Source organism: Curtobacterium citreum, assembly GCF_006715175.1.
In the GTDB taxonomy this organism is placed as follows: domain Bacteria; phylum Actinomycetota; class Actinomycetes; order Actinomycetales; family Microbacteriaceae; genus Curtobacterium; species Curtobacterium citreum.
The window spans coordinates 3,581,468-3,602,988 of the sequence record NZ_VFMQ01000001.1 but is presented as its reverse complement, the minus strand read 5'-3'; the positions used below and the strand labels follow the sequence as shown (position 1 = coordinate 3,602,988).

The following is a 21,521-nucleotide window of genomic DNA, read 5'->3' as shown; positions in this document are numbered from 1 at the left end:
CCCGTTGCACGGGGGTCGAGCGGTCCGCTCGGCCCCCGTCCGCGCGTCGAACCGGGAAGGAGACCGTGATGCGCACGCAGGAACGACCGTGCGACGCGGGCTTCACGCTCGTCGAGGTCATCGTGGCCATCACCGTCTTCGGCATCATCATCGCCGGGGCCCTCGTCGGCATCGCCTCCGTGATGCGCATCACCTCGGACAACTCGGCCCGTGCGCAGGCCGTGAACCTCGCCGCGGGTGCGATCGACACCGCCCGCATCCAGGCGCAGACGAACATCACCGGCATGGCCGGCAGCACCGAGACGCCGCAGGTCGACGGGCGCACGTACACGGTGCGCCGGACCCTCGACTGGCAGTACACCGACGGCACCACCAACCGCTGCTCCGCGTCCGCCGCGGGCACCACCGCGCAGCTCCTGTTCCTCAACGTGCACATCACGGTCACGTGGCCCGGCATGGGCTCGGCGGCTCCGGTCAAGCAGGAGACCGTCTTCTCGCCGTCCACCAAGATCAACGACCCGACCCTCGGCACGATCCTCGTGCAGGTGCAGTCGATCACGGGCAGCGGTGGGACCGCGGGCGTCCCCGTGTCCGTCGTCCCGACGCCGCTCGCCGACGTGCCCGGCAACACCGCGCTCGCGCTCGCGACCCAGCCGACGGTGACGAACGCAGACGGGTGCACCGTCGCCATCAAGGTCGTCCCCGGCACGTACACGGTCACGCTCGGCGGTCCGGGTGGGGCGCAGTACCGGGACCAGGACCAGCAGGCCGCCCCGACGAAGACCGTCGTCGTCAAGGCCGGGCAGTCCGGTGGCGCGTCCTTCACGTACGACCCGGCGATCGCGGTGGCGATGCAGTACGCGAGCAACACGCCGGGTGCGTTGCTGCCGACGAACCTCACGACCTCGTTCGTGTCGACCTACGGGGTCGCCCGGCTGACCGGGATGCCCGCGACGCAGTACCTCAGCCCGATCCCCTCGGGCTACGTCGTGTACCCGGGCATCTACGACTCGAACACGACGAACGGTGACGGCACCGTCAACGTGAGCAGTTGCCTGTCGACCGACCCGACGGCCTGGCCGAAGGCGTCCGACGGACGGATCGGCAAGACCCCGACACCGGCGGTCTCGAAGGACCAGCTCACCGCGGCGGTCGCCACCGGTGCCGTCACGGTGACGATCAACCGGTCGGACACGGTCCTGACCGCGACGACGGCCGCACCGGCGAACGGCGACCCCGGCTGCCGGGTGACCCAGCGGTACACGTTCGCCCGCGCGGCGTCGGGCACGTCCGGCACGACCGACGTCACCCTGGCGCTGCCGTACGGGACCTGGTCGGTGACGGCCCAGAAGGACGCGACCTCGCTGCCGCGGAACGTGACCGCGAAGGGGCTCCTCGGGGTCCTCCTGAACACCGGGTCCGTGACCCTCGACCCCCGGGTCGCACCGTGAACCGCCTCGCGCGCACGGTCCTCGACCGCGTCCGCCGCGACGACCGCGGGCTCACCCTCGTCGAGCTCCTCATCGCGATGGGCCTCTTCGCCGTCCTGCTCGCGATCGTCGGCGGCACCTTCTACTCGATCACCACGGCGACGACGTTCGCGGCGGCCCGGGACCAGAACGGTCGGGCGGTGTCGACCGCCATGAACGAGGTCGTCCGCAAGGTGCGTTCCGCCGCGGACAACCCGCGTCTCGGGACGAGCGACGCCCCGGCCTTCGCCGTCGCGGGCACGAACACGGTGCAGTTCACGACCCTGGTCGCGACCGGGCGGACCGCGGCGCCCCAGCAGGTCCGCTTCACGGTCGGCTCCTCGGGCACCCTGACCGAGCAGATCGTCCCCGGGGTCACGACCGACAACGCCTACTACACGTTCCCCGGATCCGGCACGACGACGACGATCACCTCGTCGATCGTGGTCCCGGCCGCCGGGGCCACCCCGGTGTTCGAGTACCTGCAGCTCTCCGGCGCCACCCTGACACCCGACCCGTCGACCGGTCTGCTCTCCGCGGCCCAGCTGGGTCAGATCGCGTTCGTCCGCGTCACGCTCCGGGTGTCGTCGTCGGCGAGCACCCTGCAGAACGGCACGACCCTCCGGAACACCATCGGTCTGCCGAACCTCCTCGATCCGACAGGGGACCAGTCGTGATCCGCCTCCGACGCGCACTGCACCTCGACGCGCTCCGCGACGAGCGTGGCATGGCCCTCGCGATCGCCATCATCTTCGGGACGGTCGTGGTGTTCATGATCGCGACTGCGACCACCGTCGCCGTCGCCGGGATCAAGAAGTCCTCGTCCGACTCCGACTGGAACGCCGCGCTCAGTGCTGCCTACGCCGGTGTCCAGGACTACGAGGCGCGGCTCTCGAACGACACCGGGTACACCCAGTACGGGAACCCAGCCGCGCCCTTCTCCTCGACGAGCACGGCACTGACGCTCCCCACGGGGCTCGCCAGCAACCCCGCGTTCGGTACCGGTGCGACCGGCACCTGGGCGACGGTCCCGGGAGGCGACGGTCGCTCCGCCTACCGGTACGAGGTCGACGCCTCGAAGTACCTCGACACGGGGAGCATCCGGATCCGTGCCACGGGGAAGGTCGGCTCCGCCGTCCGGTCCGTCGTGGCGAGCATCCGCCAGCAGGGCTTCATCGACTTCCTGTACTTCACCGACTACGAGATCCAGGACCCGGTGCTCACGGGGGTCCCACAGTCGTGCGTCAAGCACGCGTGGGAGGGACGTCCCGCGATCCGGAACGGCAACCAGTGCGGGGAGATCGCGTTCTCCGGCGGGGACACCATCGACGGTCCGGCGCACTCGAACGACACGATGCGCATCTGCCAGGCGAGCTTCACCAAGCAGATCACGACGTCGAACCCGACCAGCGGCCTCCGGTACAACCCGGTGGACTCGAACGGCGTGTCCTGCTCCGGGCAGTCCTTCCCCGCGGGGGTGACGCAGCCGGCCTTCACGTCGACGATCGGCATGCCGTCGACGAACGCGCAGCAGAAGTCCGCCACCCAGTACAACACCGTCGCGTCGGCGACCCGCACGCCCGGCTGCATGTACACCGGTCCGACGGACATCACCTTCAACGCGGACGGCACCATGACCGTGCGCTCGCCGTGGTCGAAGATGACGAGCACCGACGCGACGAACCCCCTGCAGGGCACCGCGCCGGCGGCGTGCGGCAAGCCCGGCACCGGTGCCGGTGCGCTCGGCTCGAGCGCCGGCGCGACCGTCCCGGTCCCGGCGAACAACCTCGTCTACGTCCAGAACGTGCCCCAGGCGGGCGACGTGAACGCGTCCTCGACGACCGCGCTGCCGGACACCTGCAACCAGGGCAACGGGGTCGGGTACCCGCGCACCGGCGAGGTGCAACTGAGCTCGTCCCCGTGCAGCTACGGTTCCCGGTCCGGCGATGCGTTCGTGCACGGCGTCGTCGACGGGCAGGTGACCGTGGCCGCCGAGAACTACCTCTACGTGACGGGCGACACCACCTACGAGGACCGCGGCTCCGACATGCTCGGACTCACCGCCACCAACGCCGTCATGGTCTGGAACCCCGTGCAGAACTCGGCGTGCGGACGGAGCACGTGCGTGACCTCGATGCTCGGGGACACCGGTCGCGAGATCGACGCGGCCATCATCTCGGCGGCGCACACCTTCCAGGTCCAGAACTACGCGTACGGCGGCGACCGCGGCACCCTCACGATCTACGGAGCGATCGCGCAGAAGTTCCGCGGCGTCGTGCGCTCCGGGTCGAGCGGGTACCGGAAGGCCTACTCCTACGACGCGCGGCTGCAGCACTCGGCGCCGCCGAGCTTCCTCAACCCGGTGACGACGACGTACGGCGTCACGACGATGGGTGAGGTCTCCGCGGCGTACGCGGTGTCCGGTGCGTGCGTCCAGCGAGCGGGGGTGTGCGTGTGAACGCCCTGCAACCGCTCGCGCCGACCATCGTGTGCCTCGCGGCGGTCCTCGGGCTGCTCGTCGGCTCGTTCCTCAACGTCGTGGTGCACCGCGTGCCGGCCGGGCTGTCGGTCGTGCGGCCCGCGAGCGCGTGCCCGGCGTGCCGAGCCGAGATCCGCGCGTTCGACAACGTCCCGGTGCTGTCGTGGATCGTCCTCCGTGGCGCCTGTCGCGACTGCGGCTCGCGCATCTCGGCGCGGTACCCGCTCGTCGAGGCGGGTACGAGCGCGTCGTTCGCACTGGTCACCGGCGGCGTCCTCGCATCCGGGGTGGTGCACGCAGCGCCCGCGGGTCCGACCCTGGTGCTGCTCGTCGGGCTGCTGTACCTGATGGCCGTGTCGATCTCGTTGGCACTGATCGACCTCGACACGCACCGGCTGCCCGACGCGATCGTGCTCCCCGCGTACCCGGTGCTCGGGCTCCTGCTCGCGACGACCTCCGCGACGACGGGGGACTGGGGCGCACTCCTGCGGGCCGTCGGCGGCGCAGCGATCATGTTCGTCCTGTACCTCGCCCTCGCCGTGGTCGTCCCGGGCGGGATGGGCATGGGTGACGTGAAGCTCGCGGGCGTCCTCGGCCTCGTGCTGGCGTACCTCGGATGGGGACCCCTCGCAGTGGGAGCTTTCGGGGGGTTCGCCCTCGGCGCTACGTTCGCCATCGGCCTGCTCGTGACCCGTCGCGCACCGCGCGGGAGCGGCATCCCGTTCGGGCCCTGGATGCTCGGCGGGGCATGGCTCGGCATCCTCCTCGGCACGCCGCTGTGGAACGCGTACCTCGGCCTCATCGGCCTCACCTGATCACGAGCGGAAGAACGAGCAATGGCGAAGAACGTCGTCGGGATCGACATCGGCAGCACGTCCATCCGTGCCGTCGAGGTCGCGCGGACCCGTGGGAACGCCCCGTCCATCCTCCGCATCGCAGAGGTCCCGCTGCCGATCGGGTCGACCAGTCGCGGTGAGGTCCTCGAGCCGAACACCGTCGCCGCCGCGCTCCGGGAGCTGTGGGCCGTCGGACGTTTCCGGACCAAGGACGTCGCGCTCGGCATGGGCAACCAGCGGGTGCTCTCGCGGGACCTCACCGTCCCCAAGGCGCCGCTGGCACAGATCCGTGAGTCGCTCCCGTTCCAGGTCCAGGACCTCCTCCCGGTCCCGGTGGGCGAGGCCATCCTCGACTTCTACCCGATCGCCGAGGGCAGCGGCGAGGGCGGACCCGTCGTGCACGGCCTGCTCGTGGCCGCCATCAAGGACGCCGTGCTCGCCAACGTCCGAGCCGTCCAGCTCGCCGGTCTCCACCCGGTCGGCGTCGACCTGATCCCGTTCGCCCTCAGCCGCGTGCTCGCACCCGCCGACGTCCCGGCCGCCGCCATCGTCGAGCTCGGCGGCAACGCCACCACCGTGGTCATCGCCCGGCACGGGGTCCCGCACTTCGTCCGGATCATCCCGACCGGCGGCGACGAGGTCACGAAGCAGATCGCCGTGCGGCTCGAGATCTCCCTCGAGCAGGCCGAGGTCGTGAAGCGCTGGATCGGCACCGGGGCGCGGGCGCAGACCGCCGACGACGTCCGCGCCGCCGCGGTCGTCCGCGAAGCCACGAACGAGCTCATCGCGAGCATCCGCAACACGCTGAACTACTTCGTGAACACGAAGGGCGACGGCGCGCCGATCGCACGGCTCGTCCTCGCCGGGGCGGGCAGCGGCCTGCCGGGCTTCGGCGAGGCCCTGGCCGAGACGACCGGCGTCCCGACCGTCGTGGGAGACCCCTTCGCGGGCGTCCACTGGGCGCGGAGCATCGCGCCGGAGGTCGTGGCCGAACGCGGGCAGTCGATGGCGGTGGCCTGGGGCCTCGCCGCGGGAGGACGAGCAGCATGACCGGCACGATGGAACGGCTCCGCGGAGTCCGACCGACCTCGTCGGCCGCCAAGCTCGTGTCCGACCACGAGCAGCGCTCGAGGCAGCAGAACCGCCGGGCCCCCCGGGACCTCGTCGTCGGTGGCTCGCCCCGGGTCGACCTCCTCCCCACCGAGGTGCTCGTCGACCGTCGCCAGCGCGTCGTCGTCCGCCGGGTCTGGTTCGGGGTGGCCGTGGTCGCCTCGGTCGTGCTCGTCGGGAGCGGGATGACGGCGCTGGACCAGATGTCCTCGGCCAGCCAGCTCCGGACGGCCCAGAGCGAGGGCACCGCGCTGCTGCAGCAGCAGGGACAGTACTCGGACGTCCGCGACGTCGAGGGGCGCTCCGACCTCGTCCGTTCGGCGCAGGCGGTCGGCGGAGCGACGGAGATCGACTGGGCTGCGTACCTGCAGAGCGCCCAGGACTCGCTGCCCGCCGGTGTGGCCATCACCGGGGTGACCGTCGACTCGGCGTCGCCGCTCGCGCCGTACACACAGGCGGACGCCCCGCTGCAGGGTGTCCGGATCGCCACGGTCACCTTCGACGCGGACAGCCCGACGCTGCCCTCGATCCCGGACTGGCTGGACCGCGTGCGTGGGCTGAAGGGGTTCGTCGACGCGAACGCGAACGCCGTGTCACGTGTCGACGAGGACGGCCACTACACGGTGAACATGACCGTGCACGTGAACGAAGCCGCCTACGACGGCAAGTACGAGGAGCGATCGAAGTGACCAGGAACCGGCTCCACCTCGTCGTGGCACTCGTCATCGGCAGCGTCGTCCTCGTCGGCGGGTTCTTCCTCGGTGTGCAACCGCAGCTGGCCGCCGCCGCGGCGAACCGGCAGCAGCAGGCGTCCATCGAGGCGACCAACGAGACCTACCGGAGCGAACTCGCCCGACTCGCGGAGCAGTCGAAGGAGCTCCCGAGCAAGCAGCAGGAGCTCGCGACGCTCGAGGCCTCCGTCCCGTCGACCCCCGCCACCGCAGCCTTCTACAAGGAGATCGACGCGGTCGCGTCCTCGTCCGGCGTCACGGTGACGGGCATCACGACCGCGTGGGCGGCCGCGTACGCACCGCCGGCGTCGACCGGGACGACCGGTGGAGTACCTGCGTCCACCGGCACGAGCGCGACCTCGGCGCCCAGCGGCGAGCCGACGGCCGCTGCGCCGACGTCGCCCGTGGCCCCGGCGACGAAGACGGACAGCCGCATCACCGGCGCCAACTTCTCGACCATCGCGGTGAGCATCGACGTCTCGGGGTCGTTCGCGCAGGCGCTGCAGTTCACCAAGGGCGTGCAGAGCGGAGAGCGCCTGTTCCTCGTCAACGGCATCACCTCGCAGAAGCAGGAGACCGCGGCCGACGCGTCCGCTGCCCCGACCGCAGGCGGGACCACCTGGACTCTCTCGGGGTTCGTGTACGTCCTCGCCGATGCGAAGGCCGCCCAGGTGTCGCAGGCGACCGAGAACGCGTCCGCGACCCCCTCCGCCACCGCCACCCCCGCCGGCTGACACCCCCTGGGAACCCACCCCGCGAAGTGGGTGCGCCACGCCACGCCGCACCCACTTCCGCGACACCCGTCGGTGTGCCTACGATGCTCCCGACGTCGCACTCGCGACTGCTCGCCCCCCTCTCGGACGGTCGCCTCTGGACGGCCGTTCCTCGTCGTGCCCGGAGTCGCGCGTGTTGGTCGGAATCGTGGAGTTCCTCGGCTGGTTCGGAGCCGTAACCGTCCTCGCTGGTTACCTGTTGTTCTCGCTCGGGAAGATCCCCAACGGGCCGCTGTACCAGGTGTTCAACCTCGTCGGAGGACTGTCGGTGGCGATCAACGTCGCCGCCCACCACGCGATCCCGTCGACCATCGTGAACGGCATCTGGGCCGTCGTCGCGGTCGTCGTGCTGGTCCGGATGGGTCGCGCGCGCCGAGCCCGGGTGCGTGCCGGCCGGACCGCTGTCGGGCCCGCAGTCCTGCACGCGGAGCCGCCGACGACGACCGCGGTCCTGCCGGTCGTCGGACCCGCGCTCCGCGACCACGAGGTCCAGCCGCACACGCCCGCCCGGGCCGAGCCGCGCCTCCAGACCGGACCGCTCCCCGCGGCCGAGCCGCGCCTCCAGACCGGGTCCGCACCCACCGTGCCGATCACCGGGTCCATCCCGGTGATCACCGCGACCATCGCGCTCGCCCTCGTCGCCGCAGCGAACGAGCAGGCGGCGCAGGACCAGGCGACGAACGACCGGACGGCAGAGGACCGGGCGGCGCAGGACGAAGCGGCACAGGAGCAGGACGACACGGCACACGAGCCGACGCCGGCCGAGCAGCCCAGCCGCACCTGACCCGGCCCGATCGCGCAGCCGGACGCCCCCGTGGGCGGCCCGGCGGTACGATCGCCCCATGTCCCGGTGGCTGATCGCGACGATGACGTCGGTCCTCTTCATCGCGCTCGTCATCGCGGTGACGGGCTTCGAGGCCCTGCTCGCCGACGTCGAGGCGATCCCCCAACCGGACGCGACCGCGTACCTGGGCCCGGCGATGGTCCTCGGGGCCGGCGTGGTGGTCTTCGTGACGACGGCCGCCGGCATCCGCGAGGGCAACCCCGGCGTGACCGGACTCGTGGCCGCCGCGTCGACGTACCTCGTCATGCTCGCGGTCGGTTCGGTCGGCTACTCCCTCGTCCGCGGTGACGCGACCGAGCTCCTCGTGTTCCCTGCTGGCTCGGCGCTGAGCCCCTTCGTCGTCGGCTCGGTCGTCGTGGCGCTGCTCTGCGTCGTCGGCGGCATCGCGGCCGCACGACACCAGGCCCGCTCCGCACCCCAGCAGGCGCCGGCGGACCACGACCACCGCTGACGGGCGAGGACAGGGTGCGCGGGGACCGCAGCCCGGTCCGACGTCGTCTCCCGGCGGTAGGATCCCGGAGCACGCACGCACCAGGCACGCGCGCACCAGGCACGACGGGGGACGCATGACCGAGGAGCGACAGGTGGCCGACTGGGCCGCGACACCGCACGTCGACACGATCCGGGGCACGCTCGAGCAGCCGGTCGCGCCCCGACCGGTGCCGCCTCGGCGGCGACTCGGCCGCGGTCCGCTCATCAGCATCATCGCCGGTGGGGCCGCGATCGTGCTGCTGGCCGTCGCCGGGGTCGTCGGCTTCTCCGTCGGCACCTCCTCGCACTCGCCCGACCGACCGGTCCGCGCCTTCCTCGACGACCTGACCGCCGGTCGTGTGGACGACGCCCTCTCGGCAGCGGGCATCGAGCACGGCAAGGACGACGTGCTCCTCACCGACGCCGCGTACGCCAAGGCCTCCGGGCGGGTCACCGGCTACCGGATCGCCGCGACCGACACCGCGGGCGACACCGCCCGGGTCCGCGCCTACCTGAAGCAGGGCGGCCGGGACGTCGCCGCGACGTTCACGCTCGACAAGACGGGCACCGACTGGGGCGTCTTCCCGGTCTGGGACCTCGAGGCGCCCCGCCTCGGACAGGTGCAGGTGGCGGTGAGCGGCCCCGGCGGCACCGCGGTCCGCGTCGCCGACCAGGAGATCACGACGTCGAAGGACGGCATCGCGACGCTCAAGGCCCTGCCGGGGGAGTACTCGATCGCCGTCGACGGCGGCAAGTGGTTCACCGCGGACGCCCAGCGCACGACCGTGTCGGGCTTCGGCGGTGCCGTGGGATCGGTGCCGGTCACGCTGCAGACGACCCTCACCGACGCCGGCCAGCAGGCCGCGAAGGACGCGGTCGACAAGTGGGTCGACGGCTGCATCGCCTCGACCGAGACGGCGCCGCCCGGGTGCAGCTTCTACGCCTACGGCGAGGACCCGGCCTACACGTACACGAACCAGAAGTGGACGCTCGAGTCCCGTCCGGTCGTCGCGGTCAGTGACTGGGTCTCCCGCGGATGGCTGGTCTCGACCACCACCAACGGGCGCGCGAAGTTCACGGCGGACATCTCGAACTCCGCCGGCACCGGCACGGCCTCGGCGGGGCCGATGAACGTCAACGCGAGCGGCTACATCACGGGCTTCACCGACCAGGGGGCGACGTTCGTCTCGGCCGTCGGCAACGGTTCGTCGGACTCCGGCTCCTGACCCGACGCCCGTCCGCCGGGTGGTCGGGTCCTCGGCCTGGAGGCGTGACCCACCCCCGCCGATCGGCTCGCCTCCGCCGTCGGGCGGGCAACCGACCGACCGTACCCGCTCCGGCGCGCAGGTGGTGCGCGCCACGACGCGCCCGGATTGATTTCGCCCGACCGCGCGGGTAGGCTCTCCTGGGTGTGCGCCCTCGGGCGCGCCCGAAATCCCGGGTCGGCATCGCCGGCTCGGACATCCATCCCCGCTTCCTCCGCCGTCAGGCGGCGATCGGCGTGGGATGAGGAAGCCAGCGGAACGCGCTGGCCAGAGCACGAGCGAAGAACCAGGAGAACAGTTGCCTACCATCCAGCAGCTCGTTCGCAAGGGCCGCACGCCGAAGGTCGTCAAGACCAAGGCGCCGGCACTGAAGGCGAACCCCCAGCAGCGTGGTGTCTGCACCCGCGTCTACACCACCACCCCCAAGAAGCCGAACTCGGCCCTGCGCAAGGTCGCTCGTGTCAAGCTCTCGAACGGCACCGAGGTCACGGCCTACATCCCCGGTGAGGGCCACAACCCGCAGGAGCACTCGATGGTGCTCGTCCGCGGCGGTCGTGTGAAGGACCTCCCCGGCGTGCGCTACAAGATCATCCGCGGTGCCCTGGACACCCAGGCCGTCAAGAACCGTAAGCAGGCCCGCAGCCGCTACGGCGCGAAGAAGGGTTGAGTTAGATGCCTCGCAAGGGTCCCGCCCCGAAGCGTCCCGTCGTCGCCGACCCGGTGTACGGCGCGCCGATCGTCTCGCAGCTCGTCAACAAGATCCTCCTGGACGGCAAGAAGGGCCTCGCCGAGCGCATCGTCTACGATGCACTCGAGGGCGTCACCGCCAAGAACCAGCAGGATGCGGTCGCGACGCTGAAGAAGGCGCTCGACAACGTCCGTCCGACCCTCGAGGTCCGCAGCCGCCGCGTCGGTGGCTCGACCTACCAGGTGCCGGTCGAGGTCAAGCCGCACCGCGCGAACACCCTCGCGCTCCGCTGGCTCACCTCGTACGCCAAGGCCCGTCGCGAGAAGACGATGACCGAGCGTCTCATGAACGAGATCCTCGACGCGTCGAACGGTCTCGGTGCCGCGGTGAAGCGCCGTGAGGACACGCACAAGATGGCCGAGTCGAACAAGGCCTTCGCCCACTACCGCTGGTAAGTCCGGCCGGTAGTCCCGGCACCGGGAGGGCGTCGGTGGTCAAGAACCCCGGCGCCCTTCCCGGACGCCAACCTCTCCTACAACTCTTCCGGAGGAACCTGTGGCACAGGACGTGCTCACCGACCTGAACAAGGTCCGCAACATCGGCATCATGGCGCACATCGATGCCGGCAAGACCACGACGACCGAGCGCATCCTGTTCTACACGGGCATCACGCACAAGATCGGTGAGGTCCACGACGGCGCCGCGACGATGGACTGGATGGCGCAGGAGCAGGAGCGCGGCATCACGATCACGTCGGCCGCGACGACCTGCTTCTGGGACAACAACCAGATCAACATCATCGACACCCCCGGTCACGTGGACTTCACGGTCGAGGTGGAGCGTTCGCTCCGCGTCCTCGACGGTGCCGTCGCCGTCTTCGACGGCAAGGAGGGCGTCGAGCCCCAGTCCGAGACCGTGTGGCGTCAGGCGGACAAGTACGACGTCCCCCGCATCTGCTTCGTCAACAAGATGGACAAGCTCGGCGCGGACTTCTACTTCACCGTCGACACGATCATCAACCGCCTCGGTGCTGAGCCCCTCGTGCTCCAGCTCCCGATCGGTGCCGAGAACGACTTCGTCGGCGTCGTCGACCTCATCGAGATGCACGCCAAGGTCTGGCCGGGCGATGCCAAGGGTGACGTCACCATGGGCGCCCAGTACGAGGTCCAGGAGATCCCCGCGGACCTCCAGGCCCGTGCCGAGGAGTACCGCGCGAAGCTGATCGAGCGCGTCGCCGAGACCGACGACGCCCTGCTCGAGAAGTTCTTCGGTGGCGAGGAGCTCACGAAGGCCGAGATCAAGGGCGCGATCCGCAAGCTCACGATCGCTTCCGAGGTCTACCCGGTCCTCTGTGGTTCGGCGTTCAAGAACCGCGGTGTCCAGCCGATGCTCGACGCGGTCATCGACTACCTCCCGTCCCCGCTCGACGTGCCGCCGATGATCGGCCACGACGTCAAGGACGAAGAGAAGGAGATCATCCGCAAGCCCGACGCCACCGAGCCGTTCTCGGCCCTGGCGTTCAAGGTCGCGGTGCACCCGTTCTTCGGTCGTCTGACCTACGTCCGCGTGTACTCCGGCTCGATCGAGTCCGGTGCCCAGGTCATCAACTCGACCAAGGGCAAGAAGGAGCGCATCGGCAAGATCTTCCAGATGCACTCCAACAAGGAGAACCCGGTCGACAACGTCACCGCCGGACACATCTACGCGGTCATCGGCCTCAAGGACACCACCACCGGTGACACCCTGTGCGACCCGACCAACCAGGTCGTCCTCGAGTCGATGACCTTCCCGGAGCCGGTCATCGAGGTCGCCATCGAGCCGAACACGAAGGCCGACCAGGAGAAGCTCTCCACGGCCATCCAGAAGCTCGCCGAAGAAGACCCGACGTTCCGCGTCGAGCTCAACGCCGAGACCGGTCAGACGACGATCAAGGGCATGGGCGAGCTCCACCTCGACATCCTCGTCGACCGCATGAAGCGCGAGTTCAAGGTCGAGGCCAGCGTCGGCAAGCCGCAGGTCGCGTACCGCGAGACCCTGACCAAGGTCGTCGAGCGCTACGACTACACGCACAAGAAGCAGACCGGTGGTTCCGGCCAGTTCGCGAAGGTGCAGATCGCCCTCGAGCCGATGGAAGTCACGGCCGAGAAGGTCTACGAGTTCGAGAACGCCGTCACCGGTGGTCGCGTCCCGCGTGAGTACATCCCCTCGGTCGACGCCGGTATCCAGGACGCCATGCAGGTCGGCATCCTGGCCGGGTACCCGACCGTCGGCGTGAAGGCCATCCTCAAGGACGGCGCGGCGCACGACGTCGACTCGTCCGAGATGGCGTTCAAGATCGCCGGTTCCATCGCCTACAAGGAGGCCGCCCGCAAGGCCGGCCCCGCCATCCTCGAGCCGATCATGGCCGTCGAGGTGCGTACTCCGGAGGAGTACATGGGCGACGTCATCGGTGACCTCAACTCCCGTCGTGGCCAGATCGCCTCGATGGAGGACGCCTCGGGCGTCAAGGTGGTCCGCGCGAGCGTTCCGCTGTCCGAGATGTTCGGCTACGTCGGGGACCTGCGGTCCAAGACCTCTGGTCGTGCGGTCTACTCGATGACCTTCGAGACCTACAGCCAGGTCCCGGCCAAGGTCGCCGAGGAGATCATCGCGAAGAACAGCGGAGAGTAACGCTCCGGCGTTCTCTCGACAGGCGAGGGTGCCCGGCGACGGGCCCCTCGCCACCAAGTACAGTAATGACACACACCCTGCACGCCAACGGTCTCGCGACCGGGGGCTTGCTCTCCGAGTCCTGAGGAGGACCCACAGTGGCCAAGGCCAAGTTCGAGCGGACCAAGCCGCACGTCAACATCGGAACCATCGGTCACGTCGACCACGGCAAGACCACGCTCACGGCGGCGATCACCAAGGTTCTGCACGACCAGTACCCGGACCTCAACGAGGCCCGTGACTTCGCACAGATCGACAGCGCTCCCGAGGAGCGCGATCGCGGCATCACGATCAACATCTCCCACGTCGAGTACCAGACGGAGAAGCGTCACTACGCTCACGTCGACGCTCCGGGTCACGCTGACTACGTGAAGAACATGATCACGGGTGCGGCGCAGATGGACGGCGCGATCCTCGTGGTCGCCGCCACCGACGGCCCGATGCCCCAGACGCGTGAGCACGTGCTGCTCGCCCGCCAGGTCGGCGTCCCGTACATCGTCGTCGCGCTGAACAAGTCCGACATGGTGGACGACGAGGAGATCCTGGAGCTCGTCGAGCTCGAGGTCCGTGAGCTCCTCGGCTCGCAGGAGTTCGACGAGGACGCCCCCGTCGTGCAGGTCTCGGCGCTCAAGGCGCTCGAGGGCGACGAGAAGTGGGTCAAGTCCGTCCAGGACCTGATGGCCGCCGTCGACGAGAACGTCCCGGACCCGGTGCGCGCCACCGACCAGCCGTTCCTCATGCCGATCGAGGACGTCTTCACGATCACCGGTCGTGGCACCGTCGTCACCGGTCGTGTCGAGCGTGGCACGCTCGACCTCAACTCCGAGGTCGAGATCGTCGGCATCCGCCCGACGCAGAAGACCACGGTCACGGGCATCGAGATGTTCCGCAAGCTGCTCGACAAGGCCGAGGCCGGTGACAACACCGGTCTGCTCATCCGTGGCCTCAAGCGCGAGGACGTGGAGCGCGGCCAGGTCGTCGTCAAGCCGGGTTCGGTCACGCCGCACACGGACTTCAAGGCGAACGCCTACATCCTGACCAAGGACGAGGGCGGCCGTCACAACCCGTTCTACGCGAACTACCGTCCGCAGTTCTACTTCCGCACCACGGACGTCACCGGCGTCATCACGCTGCCCGAGGGCACCGAGATGGTCATGCCCGGCGACACCGTCTCCATGACCGTCGAGCTGATCCAGCCGATCGCCATGGAGGCCGGCCTCCGCTTCGCCATCCGTGAGGGTGGTCGTACGGTCGGCGCCGGTACGGTCGAGGAGATCATCAAGTAACTCCGTCCAACGGAGCACTGCGCAAGCGGGGTCGGGCCTTCGGGTCCGGCCCCGCTTCGTCGTTCCGCGGGCGTCTGCTCGTACGGTGGTCGCTGTCCGTGGCCCGTCCCAGGTGCGCACGTGTTGCATCGGTGCGGTGACCCGTCTCCGCCGATCCGCGACCAACGGCCGTGGCTACCACCGTGTCCGCAGCGGCCGCGGCTTCTCGTACCGCGACCCGGACAACAACACCGTCACCGACCCCGAGGTGCGCCAGCGGCTCGAGGACCTCGTCATCCCGCCGGCGTGGGACGACGTCTGGATCTCGCCGTACGACAACGGGCACGTCCTCGCGACGGGCATCGACGGTGCCGGCCGCCGGCAGTACATGTACCACCCGTCGTGGCGCGAACGGATGGACCGGATCAAGTACGACCGGGCCCTCGCGCTGGCCGAGTCGCTGCCCGGCGCGCGTCGGATGGTGACGCAGGACCTCCGTCGTCCCGAGCCCGACCGTCGACGCGCACTGGCCGCGGCGTTCCGGATGCTCGACCAGGGATCGCTCCGGGTGGGTTCGGAGCGCTACGCGACCGAGCACGGGAGCCGCGGGCTGTCGACGCTCCTGTGCGCGCACGCGCACGTCTCGGGGAACGACATCGAGCTCGACTTCCCGGGCAAGAGCGGGCAGGAGTGGTCCTCGACGATCCACGACGCCGACCTGGCGCGGGTGATCGCCGGCATGAAGCGCCGCGGGGCGAACGCCCGGCTGCTGGCCTTCCGGGAGCGCCGCGGCGCCGAGTGGGAGCCGCTCGCCGCCGAGGACATCAACGAGTACGTCAAGGAGCGCGCCGGCGACGCGTTCACCGCGAAGGACTTCCGGACCCTGCACGGGACCGTGGCGGCGGCGGTCGACCTGGCCAAGACCGGCATGCAGCCCAGCCAGGCGAAGCGCAAGAAGGCGGTGTCGCACGCGGTGAAGGCCGCCAGCGAGGAACTCGGCAACACCCCGACCGTGTGCCGGCAGAGCTACATCGACCCGCGGCTGCTCGACGCGTACGAGCACGGCGAGACCATCGACCCGGCGCGGCTGCACGCAGCGGAGTCCGAGGTCCGCGCCCTGCTCTACCGCCAGTGACACCGTCCCGCCCTGACGACGACGGGCAGTGACCACGTGCGCCGCATCATGACGTACGGTTGGACACCGTGCCCGACCACCCCCACACGGGCACGGAAGGACCCTCCCCAGTCGTGACCGACGAGTGCATCCACGGTTTCCCCACCGAGCTCTGCGACATCTGCTCCCCCCGCCAGCGCGAGACGCCGATGGCCCCCACCACGCCGGCGCCCCGCCGGACCCGCATCACCACCGACCTCCGATCCACCCCGGCGCCCGCGCGCGGCTCCTCCTCGCTGCGGTCGCCCGCGGCGCCCGAGCTGCCGGAACCCCGTGACTTCGCGTCGCTCCGGGCCCACCACGCCACCCACATCGACAACCTCGCGTCGATCGTCGCCGAGGGCGCGATCCTCGCCGCCGACGCCGCGACACCCGCGGTCGACGTCAGCTCCCCGGCCACCCGCGCCGCACGCGCGCACGCATCCGCGCCGGACGGCGGTCCGGTGTCCGGGCACGTGACGTTCTCGCTCTCGCCCGACGCCACGCGGTGGGACGAGCTCCGCCGCGGCGCCGCGGGGGAGCGGTGGTCCGACGCCGCCCGACGCACGCGTGCCGTCGAGTACGTCGTCCTCGTCGTGCCCGTCTCCGCCTTCGGCGCCTCCGTGATCGTCGCCGACCAGGACGCCGACGCCGAGGACGTCCGGTTCGCCGTCGGCCCCGCGGCCGCGACGAACCTCATCCGCCGCACGGACTTCACCGACCCGGAGATGCACGGCCTCGAACTGCTCGCCGGGCCGCGCGTGCCGCTGTCCTCGGTCGCCGTGATCGGTGTCCCGAACGACCGCGTCCGCCAGCAGGTCAAGACGCTCCTGGCCGAGCAGGGGGGCCGCGCGCCCCGCGTCGCGGTGTTCCCGCCGTGGTTCGTGCCGCCCGTGGTCGCCGCCGAGTAGGCGTCCGGAGTACCTCTGACGCACCCTCCCGACCACGTCGGGAGGGTGCGCTGCGTGACGGGGGGATCCGATCCTCCAGGCCGGTCCGAAGCCCGCGGATCCGGGCCCGTGAGCCGGCCGCGACACGCCACGAATTCGCGACACGCCCGGGTTGCACGCTTGGCGTGCCTGTGCGACACTTGTCCGGTTCCGAATTCCGCGGGCGTTCGCGCGCGCAGGATCACTGCTCTGGCAGTGCACAACCCCTCCGTCCAGCGGAGCTGGGTTGGGCCGCAGGCAGCAGAACACGATCGAATCCCCACCACGGTGTGCGGCACTGCTGTGCCACGGCGCCGGGGAAGCGACATGCCCACGCTGGACGGCCCCGGTCGCCCTGCGCGGTTGACAGGAGAACAGCGGTCATCCCCAGCGGATGCGGCCGGTTGGTTCAGGAAAACAGCCAAGCCCTGCAGGAATGCACGGCACGGCGGCGTCAGGCGGCCCGAGGGTGCGCGGCGCAGAGAGGACAAGAGACACATGGCGGGACAGAAGATCCGCATCCGGCTCAAGTCGTACGACCACGAGGTCATCGACACGTCGGCCCGGAAGATCGTCGACACGGTGACCCGTGCCGGTGCGACCGTGGTCGGCCCGGTGCCGCTCCCCACCGAGAAGAACGTGGTCACCGTGATCCGTTCGCCCCACAAGTACAAGGACTCGCGCGAGCACTTCGAGAAGCGCACGCACAAGCGGGTCATCGACATCGTCGACCCGACGCCGAAGGCCGTCGACTCGCTCATGCGACTCGACCTCCCGGCGGACGTCAACATCGAGATCAAGCTGTAAGGGGGCTGGACTGATGGCGAACTCAACCAAGACCGTCAAGGGCCTCCTCGGCAAGAAGCTCGGGATGACCCAGGTGTGGGACGAGAACAACAAGTTCATCCCCGTCACCGTGATCGAGGTCGGCCCGAACGTGGTCACCCAGATCCGCAACGTCGAGCGCGACGGCTACGAGGCGATCCAGATCGCCGCCGGTGCGATCGACCCGCGCAAGGTCAACAAGCCGGCTGCCGGCCACTTCGAGGCTGCTGGTGTGACCCCGCGTCGCACCCTCACCGAGATCCGCACCAACGACTCCGCCGAGTACTCGCTCGGCCAGGAGCTCACCGTCGACACCTTCGAGGCCGGCCAGAAGGTCGACGTCGTCGGGACGTCGAAGGGCAAGGGCTTCGCCGGTGTCATGAAGCGCCACGGCTTCGCCGGTGTGTCCGCTTCGCACGGTGCGCACCGCAACCACCGCAAGCCCGGTTCCATCGGTGCCTCGTCGACCCCGTCGCGTGTCTTCAAGGGCATGCGCATGGCTGGTCGCATGGGTGGCGAGCGCGTGACCGTCCTCAACCTCACGGTGCACGCCGTCGACGCCGAGAAGGGTCTGCTGCTCGTCAAGGGCGCCGTCCCCGGTGCTCGTGGCCGCTCCGTCTTCGTCCGTACCGCCGTGAAGGGTAAGTGATCATGGCCACCGAGACCGCAACCACGATCGACGTCCTCGACGCGACCGGAGCCGTCGCCGGCAGCATCGAGCTGCCCGCCGAGCTCTTCGACGTCGAGACGAACGTCCCGCTGATCCACCAGGTCGTGACCGCGCAGCTCGCAGCCGCGCGTCAGGGCACCCACAAGACCAAGAACCGCGGCGAGGTCCGCGGTGCTGGTCGCAAGCCGTTCAAGCAGAAGGGCACCGGCCGCTCCCGTCAGGGTTCGGTCCGCGCACCGGAGCACACCGGCGGTGGCGTGGTCCACGGACCGACCCCGCGCGACTACTCGCAGCGCACCCCGAAGAAGATGATCGCCGCTGCTCTGCTCGGCTCGCTCTCGGACCGCGCCCGCGGTGGCCGCATCTCCGCTGTGGAGGGCTTCGTCGCGGCTGAGACGCCGTCGACGAAGACCGCCCGCACGCTCATCGAGAAGGTCGCGCCCGTCAAGAACGTGCTCGTCGTGCTCGAGTCGGACGACGAGCTCACGCTCAAGTCCGTCCGCAACCTGCCGAACGTCCACGCGCTCTCGTACGGCCAGCTCAACGCCTACGACGTGCTCAAGGCCGACGCCCTCGTCTTCAGCAAGAGCGCCCTCGACGCATTCATCGCGTCGAAGACCGCGAAGGAGATCTCCGCATGAGCGGCTTCAACAAGGACCCGCGCGACATCATCATCTCGCCGGTCGTCTCGGAGAAGAGCTACGGCCTGATCGACCAGGGCAAGTACACGTTCATCGTGGACCCCCGTTCGAACAAGACCGAGATCAAGCTCGCCATCGAGAAGATCTTCGACGTCAAGGTCGCGAGCATCAACACGCTGAACCGTCCGGGCAAGACCCGTCGCACGAAGTTCGGCCTGGGCAAGCGCAAGGACACCAAGCGTGCCATCGTGACGCTCAAGTCCGGTTCGATCGACATCTTCACGGCTGTCGGCTGAGGACCAGAGGGATAAATCATGGCTATTCGTAACTACAAGCCGACGACCCCTGGTCGTCGCGGCTCGTCGGTCGCCGACTTCGCTGAGATCACCCGTTCGACGCCGGAGAAGTCGCTGCTTCGTCCGCTGCCGAAGACCGGTGGCCGCAACAGCTCCGGCCGCATCACGACCCGTCACATCGGTGGTGGCCACAAGCGCCAGTACCGCGTGATCGACTTCCGTCGTCACGACAAGGACGGCGTCGACGCCAAGGTCGCGCACATCGAGTACGACCCGAACCGCACGGCGCGCATCGCGCTCCTGCACTACGTGGACGGCACGAAGCGCTACATCATCGCGCCGAACAAGCTCAAGCAGGGCGACGTCGTCGAGCAGGGTCCCGGCGCGGACATCAAGCCCGGCAACAACCTGCCGCTGCGCAACATCCCGGTCGGTACCGTGATCCACGCGATCGAGCTCCGTCCCGGTGGCGGCGCGAAGATGGCCCGGTCCGCCGGTGCCTCGGTGCGTCTCGTCGCCAAGGACGGCCCCTACGCGCAGCTCCGTCTGCCGTCGGGCGAGGTCCGCAACGTCGACGCCCGCTGCCGCGCCACCATCGGCGAGGTCGGCAACGCCGAGCAGTCCAACATCAACTGGGGCAAGGCCGGCCGCATGCGCTGGAAGGGCGTCCGCCCGACCGTGCGTGGTGTCGCGATGAACCCGGTCGACCACCCGCACGGTGGTGGTGAGGGCAAGACGTCCGGTGGTCGTCACCCCGTCAGCCCCTGGGGCCAGGCCGAGGGTCGCACGCGCAAGCCGAACAAGCCGAGCGACAAGCTCATCGTCCGTCGCCGTAACGCCGGCAAGAAGCGCAAGTAGGAGTTCAGAAGATGCCACGCAGTCTGAAGAAGGGCCCCTTCGTCGACGAGCACCTGCTCCGCAAGGTCGTCACGCAGAACGAGGCCAACACCAAGAACGTGATCCGCACGTGGTCGCGTCGCTCGATGATCGTCCCGAACATGCTCGGGCACACGATCGCCGTGCACGACGGCCGCAAGCACATCCCGGTGTTCGTCACCGAGTCGATGGTCGGTCACAAGCTCGGCGAGTTCGCGCCGACCCGCACCTTCCGTGGTCACGTGAAGGACGACAAGAAGGGCCGTCGCCGCTAACGCGGGGACGCAGAGGAGGAACGAAATGGTGGAGTCGATCGCACGCGTGCGACACATCCGCGTCACGCCTCAGAAGGCCCGTCGCGTCATCGAGCTGATCCGCGGCAAGCAGGCCCACGAGGCGCTCGCCATCCTGAAGTTCGCCCCGCAGGCCGCTTCGGAGCCCGTGTACAAGCTGGTCGCCTCGGCGATCGCGAACGCCCGGGTGAAGGCGGACTCGACGAACAGCTTCCTGGACGAGCGCGACCTCTACGTGAGCCGCGTCTTCGTCGACGAGGGAACGACCCTGAAGCGGTTCCAGCCGCGCGCCCAGGGCCGCGCCTTCCGGATCAACAAGCGCACCTCCCACATCACGGTCGTCCTCGCGACGCCGGATGAGGTCGAGGCTGCCGCCACGAGCAAGAAGGCGAGCAACTAATGGGCCAGAAGGTCAACCCGTACGGTTTCCGTCTCGGGATCACGACGGACCACGTCTCGCACTGGTTCACCGACAGCACGAAGGCCGGGCAGCGCTACGCCGACTACGTGGCCGAGGACATCAAGGTGCGCGAGTACCTGAAGAAGACCCTCGACCGCGCCGGTGTCGCCCGCATCGAGCTCGAGCGCACCCGCGATCGCGTCCGCGTGGACATCCACACGGCGCGTCCGGGCATCGTCATCGGCCGCCGCGGCGCCGAGGCGGAGCGCGTCCGCAGCGAGCTGGAGAAGCTCACCAAGAAGCAGATCCAGCTCAACATCCTCGAGGTCAAGAACCCCGAGACCGAGGCCCAGCTCGTCGCGCAGGGCATCGCCGAGCAGCTCTCCGCCCGTGTCGCGTTCCGACGCGCCATGCGCAAGGGCCTGCAGGGTGCACAGCGCGCCGGCGCCAAGGGTGTCCGGATCCAGGTGTCGGGCCGCCTCGGCGGCGCCGAGATGTCCCGCTCGGAGTTCTACCGCGAGGGCCGCGTGCCCCTGCACACGCTCCGCGCGAACATCGACTACGGCTTCTACGAGGCTCGGACCACCTTCGGCCGCATCGGCGTGAAGGTCTGGATCTACAAGGGCGACATCACGAACAAGGAGCTCGCTCGCGAGCAGGCGAACCAGCGTTCGTCGCGCCCGGAGCGTCGTGGCGGCCCCCGTGGCGAGCGCGGCGACCGCCGTGGCGGCGACCGTGGCGGCCGTCAGCAGCAGGCCCCGCAGGACGCGCCGGCCGGCGCAGGAGTTGAGGCGTAAC

Annotated in this window: 24 protein-coding genes; all 24 read left to right on the top strand. The window is 69.8% G+C overall.

Annotated features, from left to right (window positions below; all coding sequences use genetic code 11):
- Positions 1-68: 68 nt before the first annotated feature.
- The 24 genes from FB462_RS17100 (at position 69) to rpsC (ending at position 21,520) form a co-directional block, all read left to right on the top strand.
- Positions 69-1,451 (top strand): type IV pilus modification PilV family protein, encoded by a 1,383-nt coding sequence (locus tag FB462_RS17100; RefSeq protein WP_141863166.1) that lies wholly within the window; start codon positions 69-71, stop codon positions 1,449-1,451.
- Positions 1,448-2,146: a PulJ/GspJ family protein gene (locus FB462_RS17465; protein WP_167510161.1), complete on the top strand. Its 699-nt coding sequence runs from the start codon at positions 1,448-1,450 to the stop codon at positions 2,144-2,146. The genes FB462_RS17100 and FB462_RS17465 overlap by 4 nt, the downstream gene beginning before the upstream one ends.
- Positions 2,143-3,927, top strand: coding sequence for a hypothetical protein (locus FB462_RS17090; RefSeq protein ID WP_188868885.1), 1,785 nt, complete (start codon positions 2,143-2,145; stop codon positions 3,925-3,927). The genes FB462_RS17465 and FB462_RS17090 overlap by 4 nt, the downstream gene beginning before the upstream one ends.
- A complete protein-coding gene (locus FB462_RS17085; RefSeq protein WP_229666986.1) occupies positions 3,924-4,763 on the top strand; it encodes a prepilin peptidase in 840 nt (279 codons plus the stop codon). Before FB462_RS17090 ends, FB462_RS17085 begins: the two co-directional genes overlap by 4 nt.
- Before the next feature lie 21 nt (positions 4,764-4,784).
- The gene (gene pilM, locus FB462_RS17080) at positions 4,785-5,834 is read left to right on the top strand and encodes a type IV pilus assembly protein PilM (RefSeq protein ID WP_114849343.1); all 1,050 of its coding nucleotides are present in this window, start codon (positions 4,785-4,787) and stop codon (positions 5,832-5,834) included.
- Positions 5,831-6,583: a hypothetical protein gene (locus FB462_RS17075; protein ID WP_141863162.1), complete on the top strand. Its 753-nt coding sequence runs from the start codon at positions 5,831-5,833 to the stop codon at positions 6,581-6,583. Before pilM ends, FB462_RS17075 begins: the two co-directional genes overlap by 4 nt.
- Positions 6,580-7,359 carry a hypothetical protein gene (locus FB462_RS17070; protein ID WP_141863159.1) on the top strand — a complete coding sequence of 260 codons (780 nt, stop codon included), beginning with the start codon at positions 6,580-6,582 and terminating at the stop codon, positions 7,357-7,359. The genes FB462_RS17075 and FB462_RS17070 overlap by 4 nt, the downstream gene beginning before the upstream one ends.
- A gap of 172 nt (positions 7,360-7,531) precedes the next feature.
- A complete protein-coding gene (locus FB462_RS17065) occupies positions 7,532-8,182 on the top strand; it encodes a CBU_0592 family membrane protein (protein WP_141863158.1) in 651 nt (216 codons plus the stop codon).
- Positions 8,183-8,240: 58 nt separating this feature from the next.
- Positions 8,241-8,693, top strand: coding sequence for a DUF6121 family protein (locus FB462_RS17060; RefSeq protein ID WP_141863156.1), 453 nt, complete (start codon positions 8,241-8,243; stop codon positions 8,691-8,693).
- Positions 8,694-8,808: 115 nt separating this feature from the next.
- The gene (locus tag FB462_RS17055) at positions 8,809-9,939 is read left to right on the top strand and encodes a hypothetical protein (RefSeq protein WP_141863155.1); all 1,131 of its coding nucleotides are present in this window, start codon (positions 8,809-8,811) and stop codon (positions 9,937-9,939) included.
- 337 nt (positions 9,940-10,276) lie between these two features.
- A complete protein-coding gene (gene rpsL / locus FB462_RS17050; RefSeq protein ID WP_141863153.1) occupies positions 10,277-10,645 on the top strand; it encodes a 30S ribosomal protein S12 in 369 nt (122 codons plus the stop codon).
- Positions 10,646-10,650: 5 nt separating this feature from the next.
- Complete coding sequence (rpsG, locus tag FB462_RS17045) at positions 10,651-11,121, top strand: 30S ribosomal protein S7 (protein WP_058742332.1); 471 nt, start codon at positions 10,651-10,653, stop codon at positions 11,119-11,121.
- A gap of 100 nt (positions 11,122-11,221) precedes the next feature.
- The gene (gene fusA / locus FB462_RS17040) at positions 11,222-13,336 is read left to right on the top strand and encodes an elongation factor G (RefSeq protein WP_114849349.1); all 2,115 of its coding nucleotides are present in this window, start codon (positions 11,222-11,224) and stop codon (positions 13,334-13,336) included.
- 137 nt (positions 13,337-13,473) lie between these two features.
- Positions 13,474-14,661, top strand: a complete 1,188-nt coding sequence (gene tuf, locus FB462_RS17035) for an elongation factor Tu (RefSeq protein ID WP_058742334.1) — start codon at positions 13,474-13,476, stop codon at positions 14,659-14,661.
- 136 nt (positions 14,662-14,797) lie between these two features.
- Complete coding sequence (locus tag FB462_RS17030; RefSeq protein WP_141863151.1) at positions 14,798-15,775, top strand: DNA topoisomerase IB; 978 nt, start codon at positions 14,798-14,800, stop codon at positions 15,773-15,775.
- Positions 15,776-15,888: 113 nt separating this feature from the next.
- A complete protein-coding gene (locus tag FB462_RS17025) occupies positions 15,889-16,704 on the top strand; it encodes a DarT ssDNA thymidine ADP-ribosyltransferase family protein (protein ID WP_141863149.1) in 816 nt (271 codons plus the stop codon).
- Positions 16,705-17,220: 516 nt separating this feature from the next.
- Positions 17,221-17,529 carry a 30S ribosomal protein S10 gene (gene rpsJ / locus FB462_RS17020; protein ID WP_022903286.1) on the top strand — a complete coding sequence of 103 codons (309 nt, stop codon included), beginning with the start codon at positions 17,221-17,223 and terminating at the stop codon, positions 17,527-17,529.
- A 13-nt stretch (positions 17,530-17,542) separates the two neighbouring features.
- Positions 17,543-18,196 (top strand): 50S ribosomal protein L3, encoded by a 654-nt coding sequence (gene rplC, locus FB462_RS17015; RefSeq protein ID WP_022906340.1) that lies wholly within the window; start codon positions 17,543-17,545, stop codon positions 18,194-18,196.
- 2 nt (positions 18,197-18,198) lie between these two features.
- Positions 18,199-18,858 carry a 50S ribosomal protein L4 gene (gene rplD, locus FB462_RS17010; RefSeq protein WP_058742337.1) on the top strand — a complete coding sequence of 220 codons (660 nt, stop codon included), beginning with the start codon at positions 18,199-18,201 and terminating at the stop codon, positions 18,856-18,858.
- Positions 18,855-19,154 carry a 50S ribosomal protein L23 gene (rplW, locus tag FB462_RS17005; protein ID WP_058742338.1) on the top strand — a complete coding sequence of 100 codons (300 nt, stop codon included), beginning with the start codon at positions 18,855-18,857 and terminating at the stop codon, positions 19,152-19,154. Before rplD ends, rplW begins: the two co-directional genes overlap by 4 nt.
- 18 nt (positions 19,155-19,172) lie before the next feature.
- Positions 19,173-20,012 carry a 50S ribosomal protein L2 gene (gene rplB, locus FB462_RS17000; RefSeq protein ID WP_022903282.1) on the top strand — a complete coding sequence of 280 codons (840 nt, stop codon included), beginning with the start codon at positions 19,173-19,175 and terminating at the stop codon, positions 20,010-20,012.
- Positions 20,013-20,023: 11 nt separating this feature from the next.
- A complete protein-coding gene (gene rpsS / locus FB462_RS16995; protein WP_017885529.1) occupies positions 20,024-20,305 on the top strand; it encodes a 30S ribosomal protein S19 in 282 nt (93 codons plus the stop codon).
- A 25-nt stretch (positions 20,306-20,330) separates the two neighbouring features.
- Positions 20,331-20,723, top strand: coding sequence for a 50S ribosomal protein L22 (gene rplV / locus FB462_RS16990; protein ID WP_058742339.1), 393 nt, complete (start codon positions 20,331-20,333; stop codon positions 20,721-20,723).
- The gene (gene rpsC / locus FB462_RS16985; protein WP_058742340.1) at positions 20,723-21,520 is read left to right on the top strand and encodes a 30S ribosomal protein S3; all 798 of its coding nucleotides are present in this window, start codon (positions 20,723-20,725) and stop codon (positions 21,518-21,520) included. The genes rplV and rpsC overlap by 1 nt, the downstream gene beginning before the upstream one ends.
- Position 21,521: the final 1 nt, after the last annotated feature.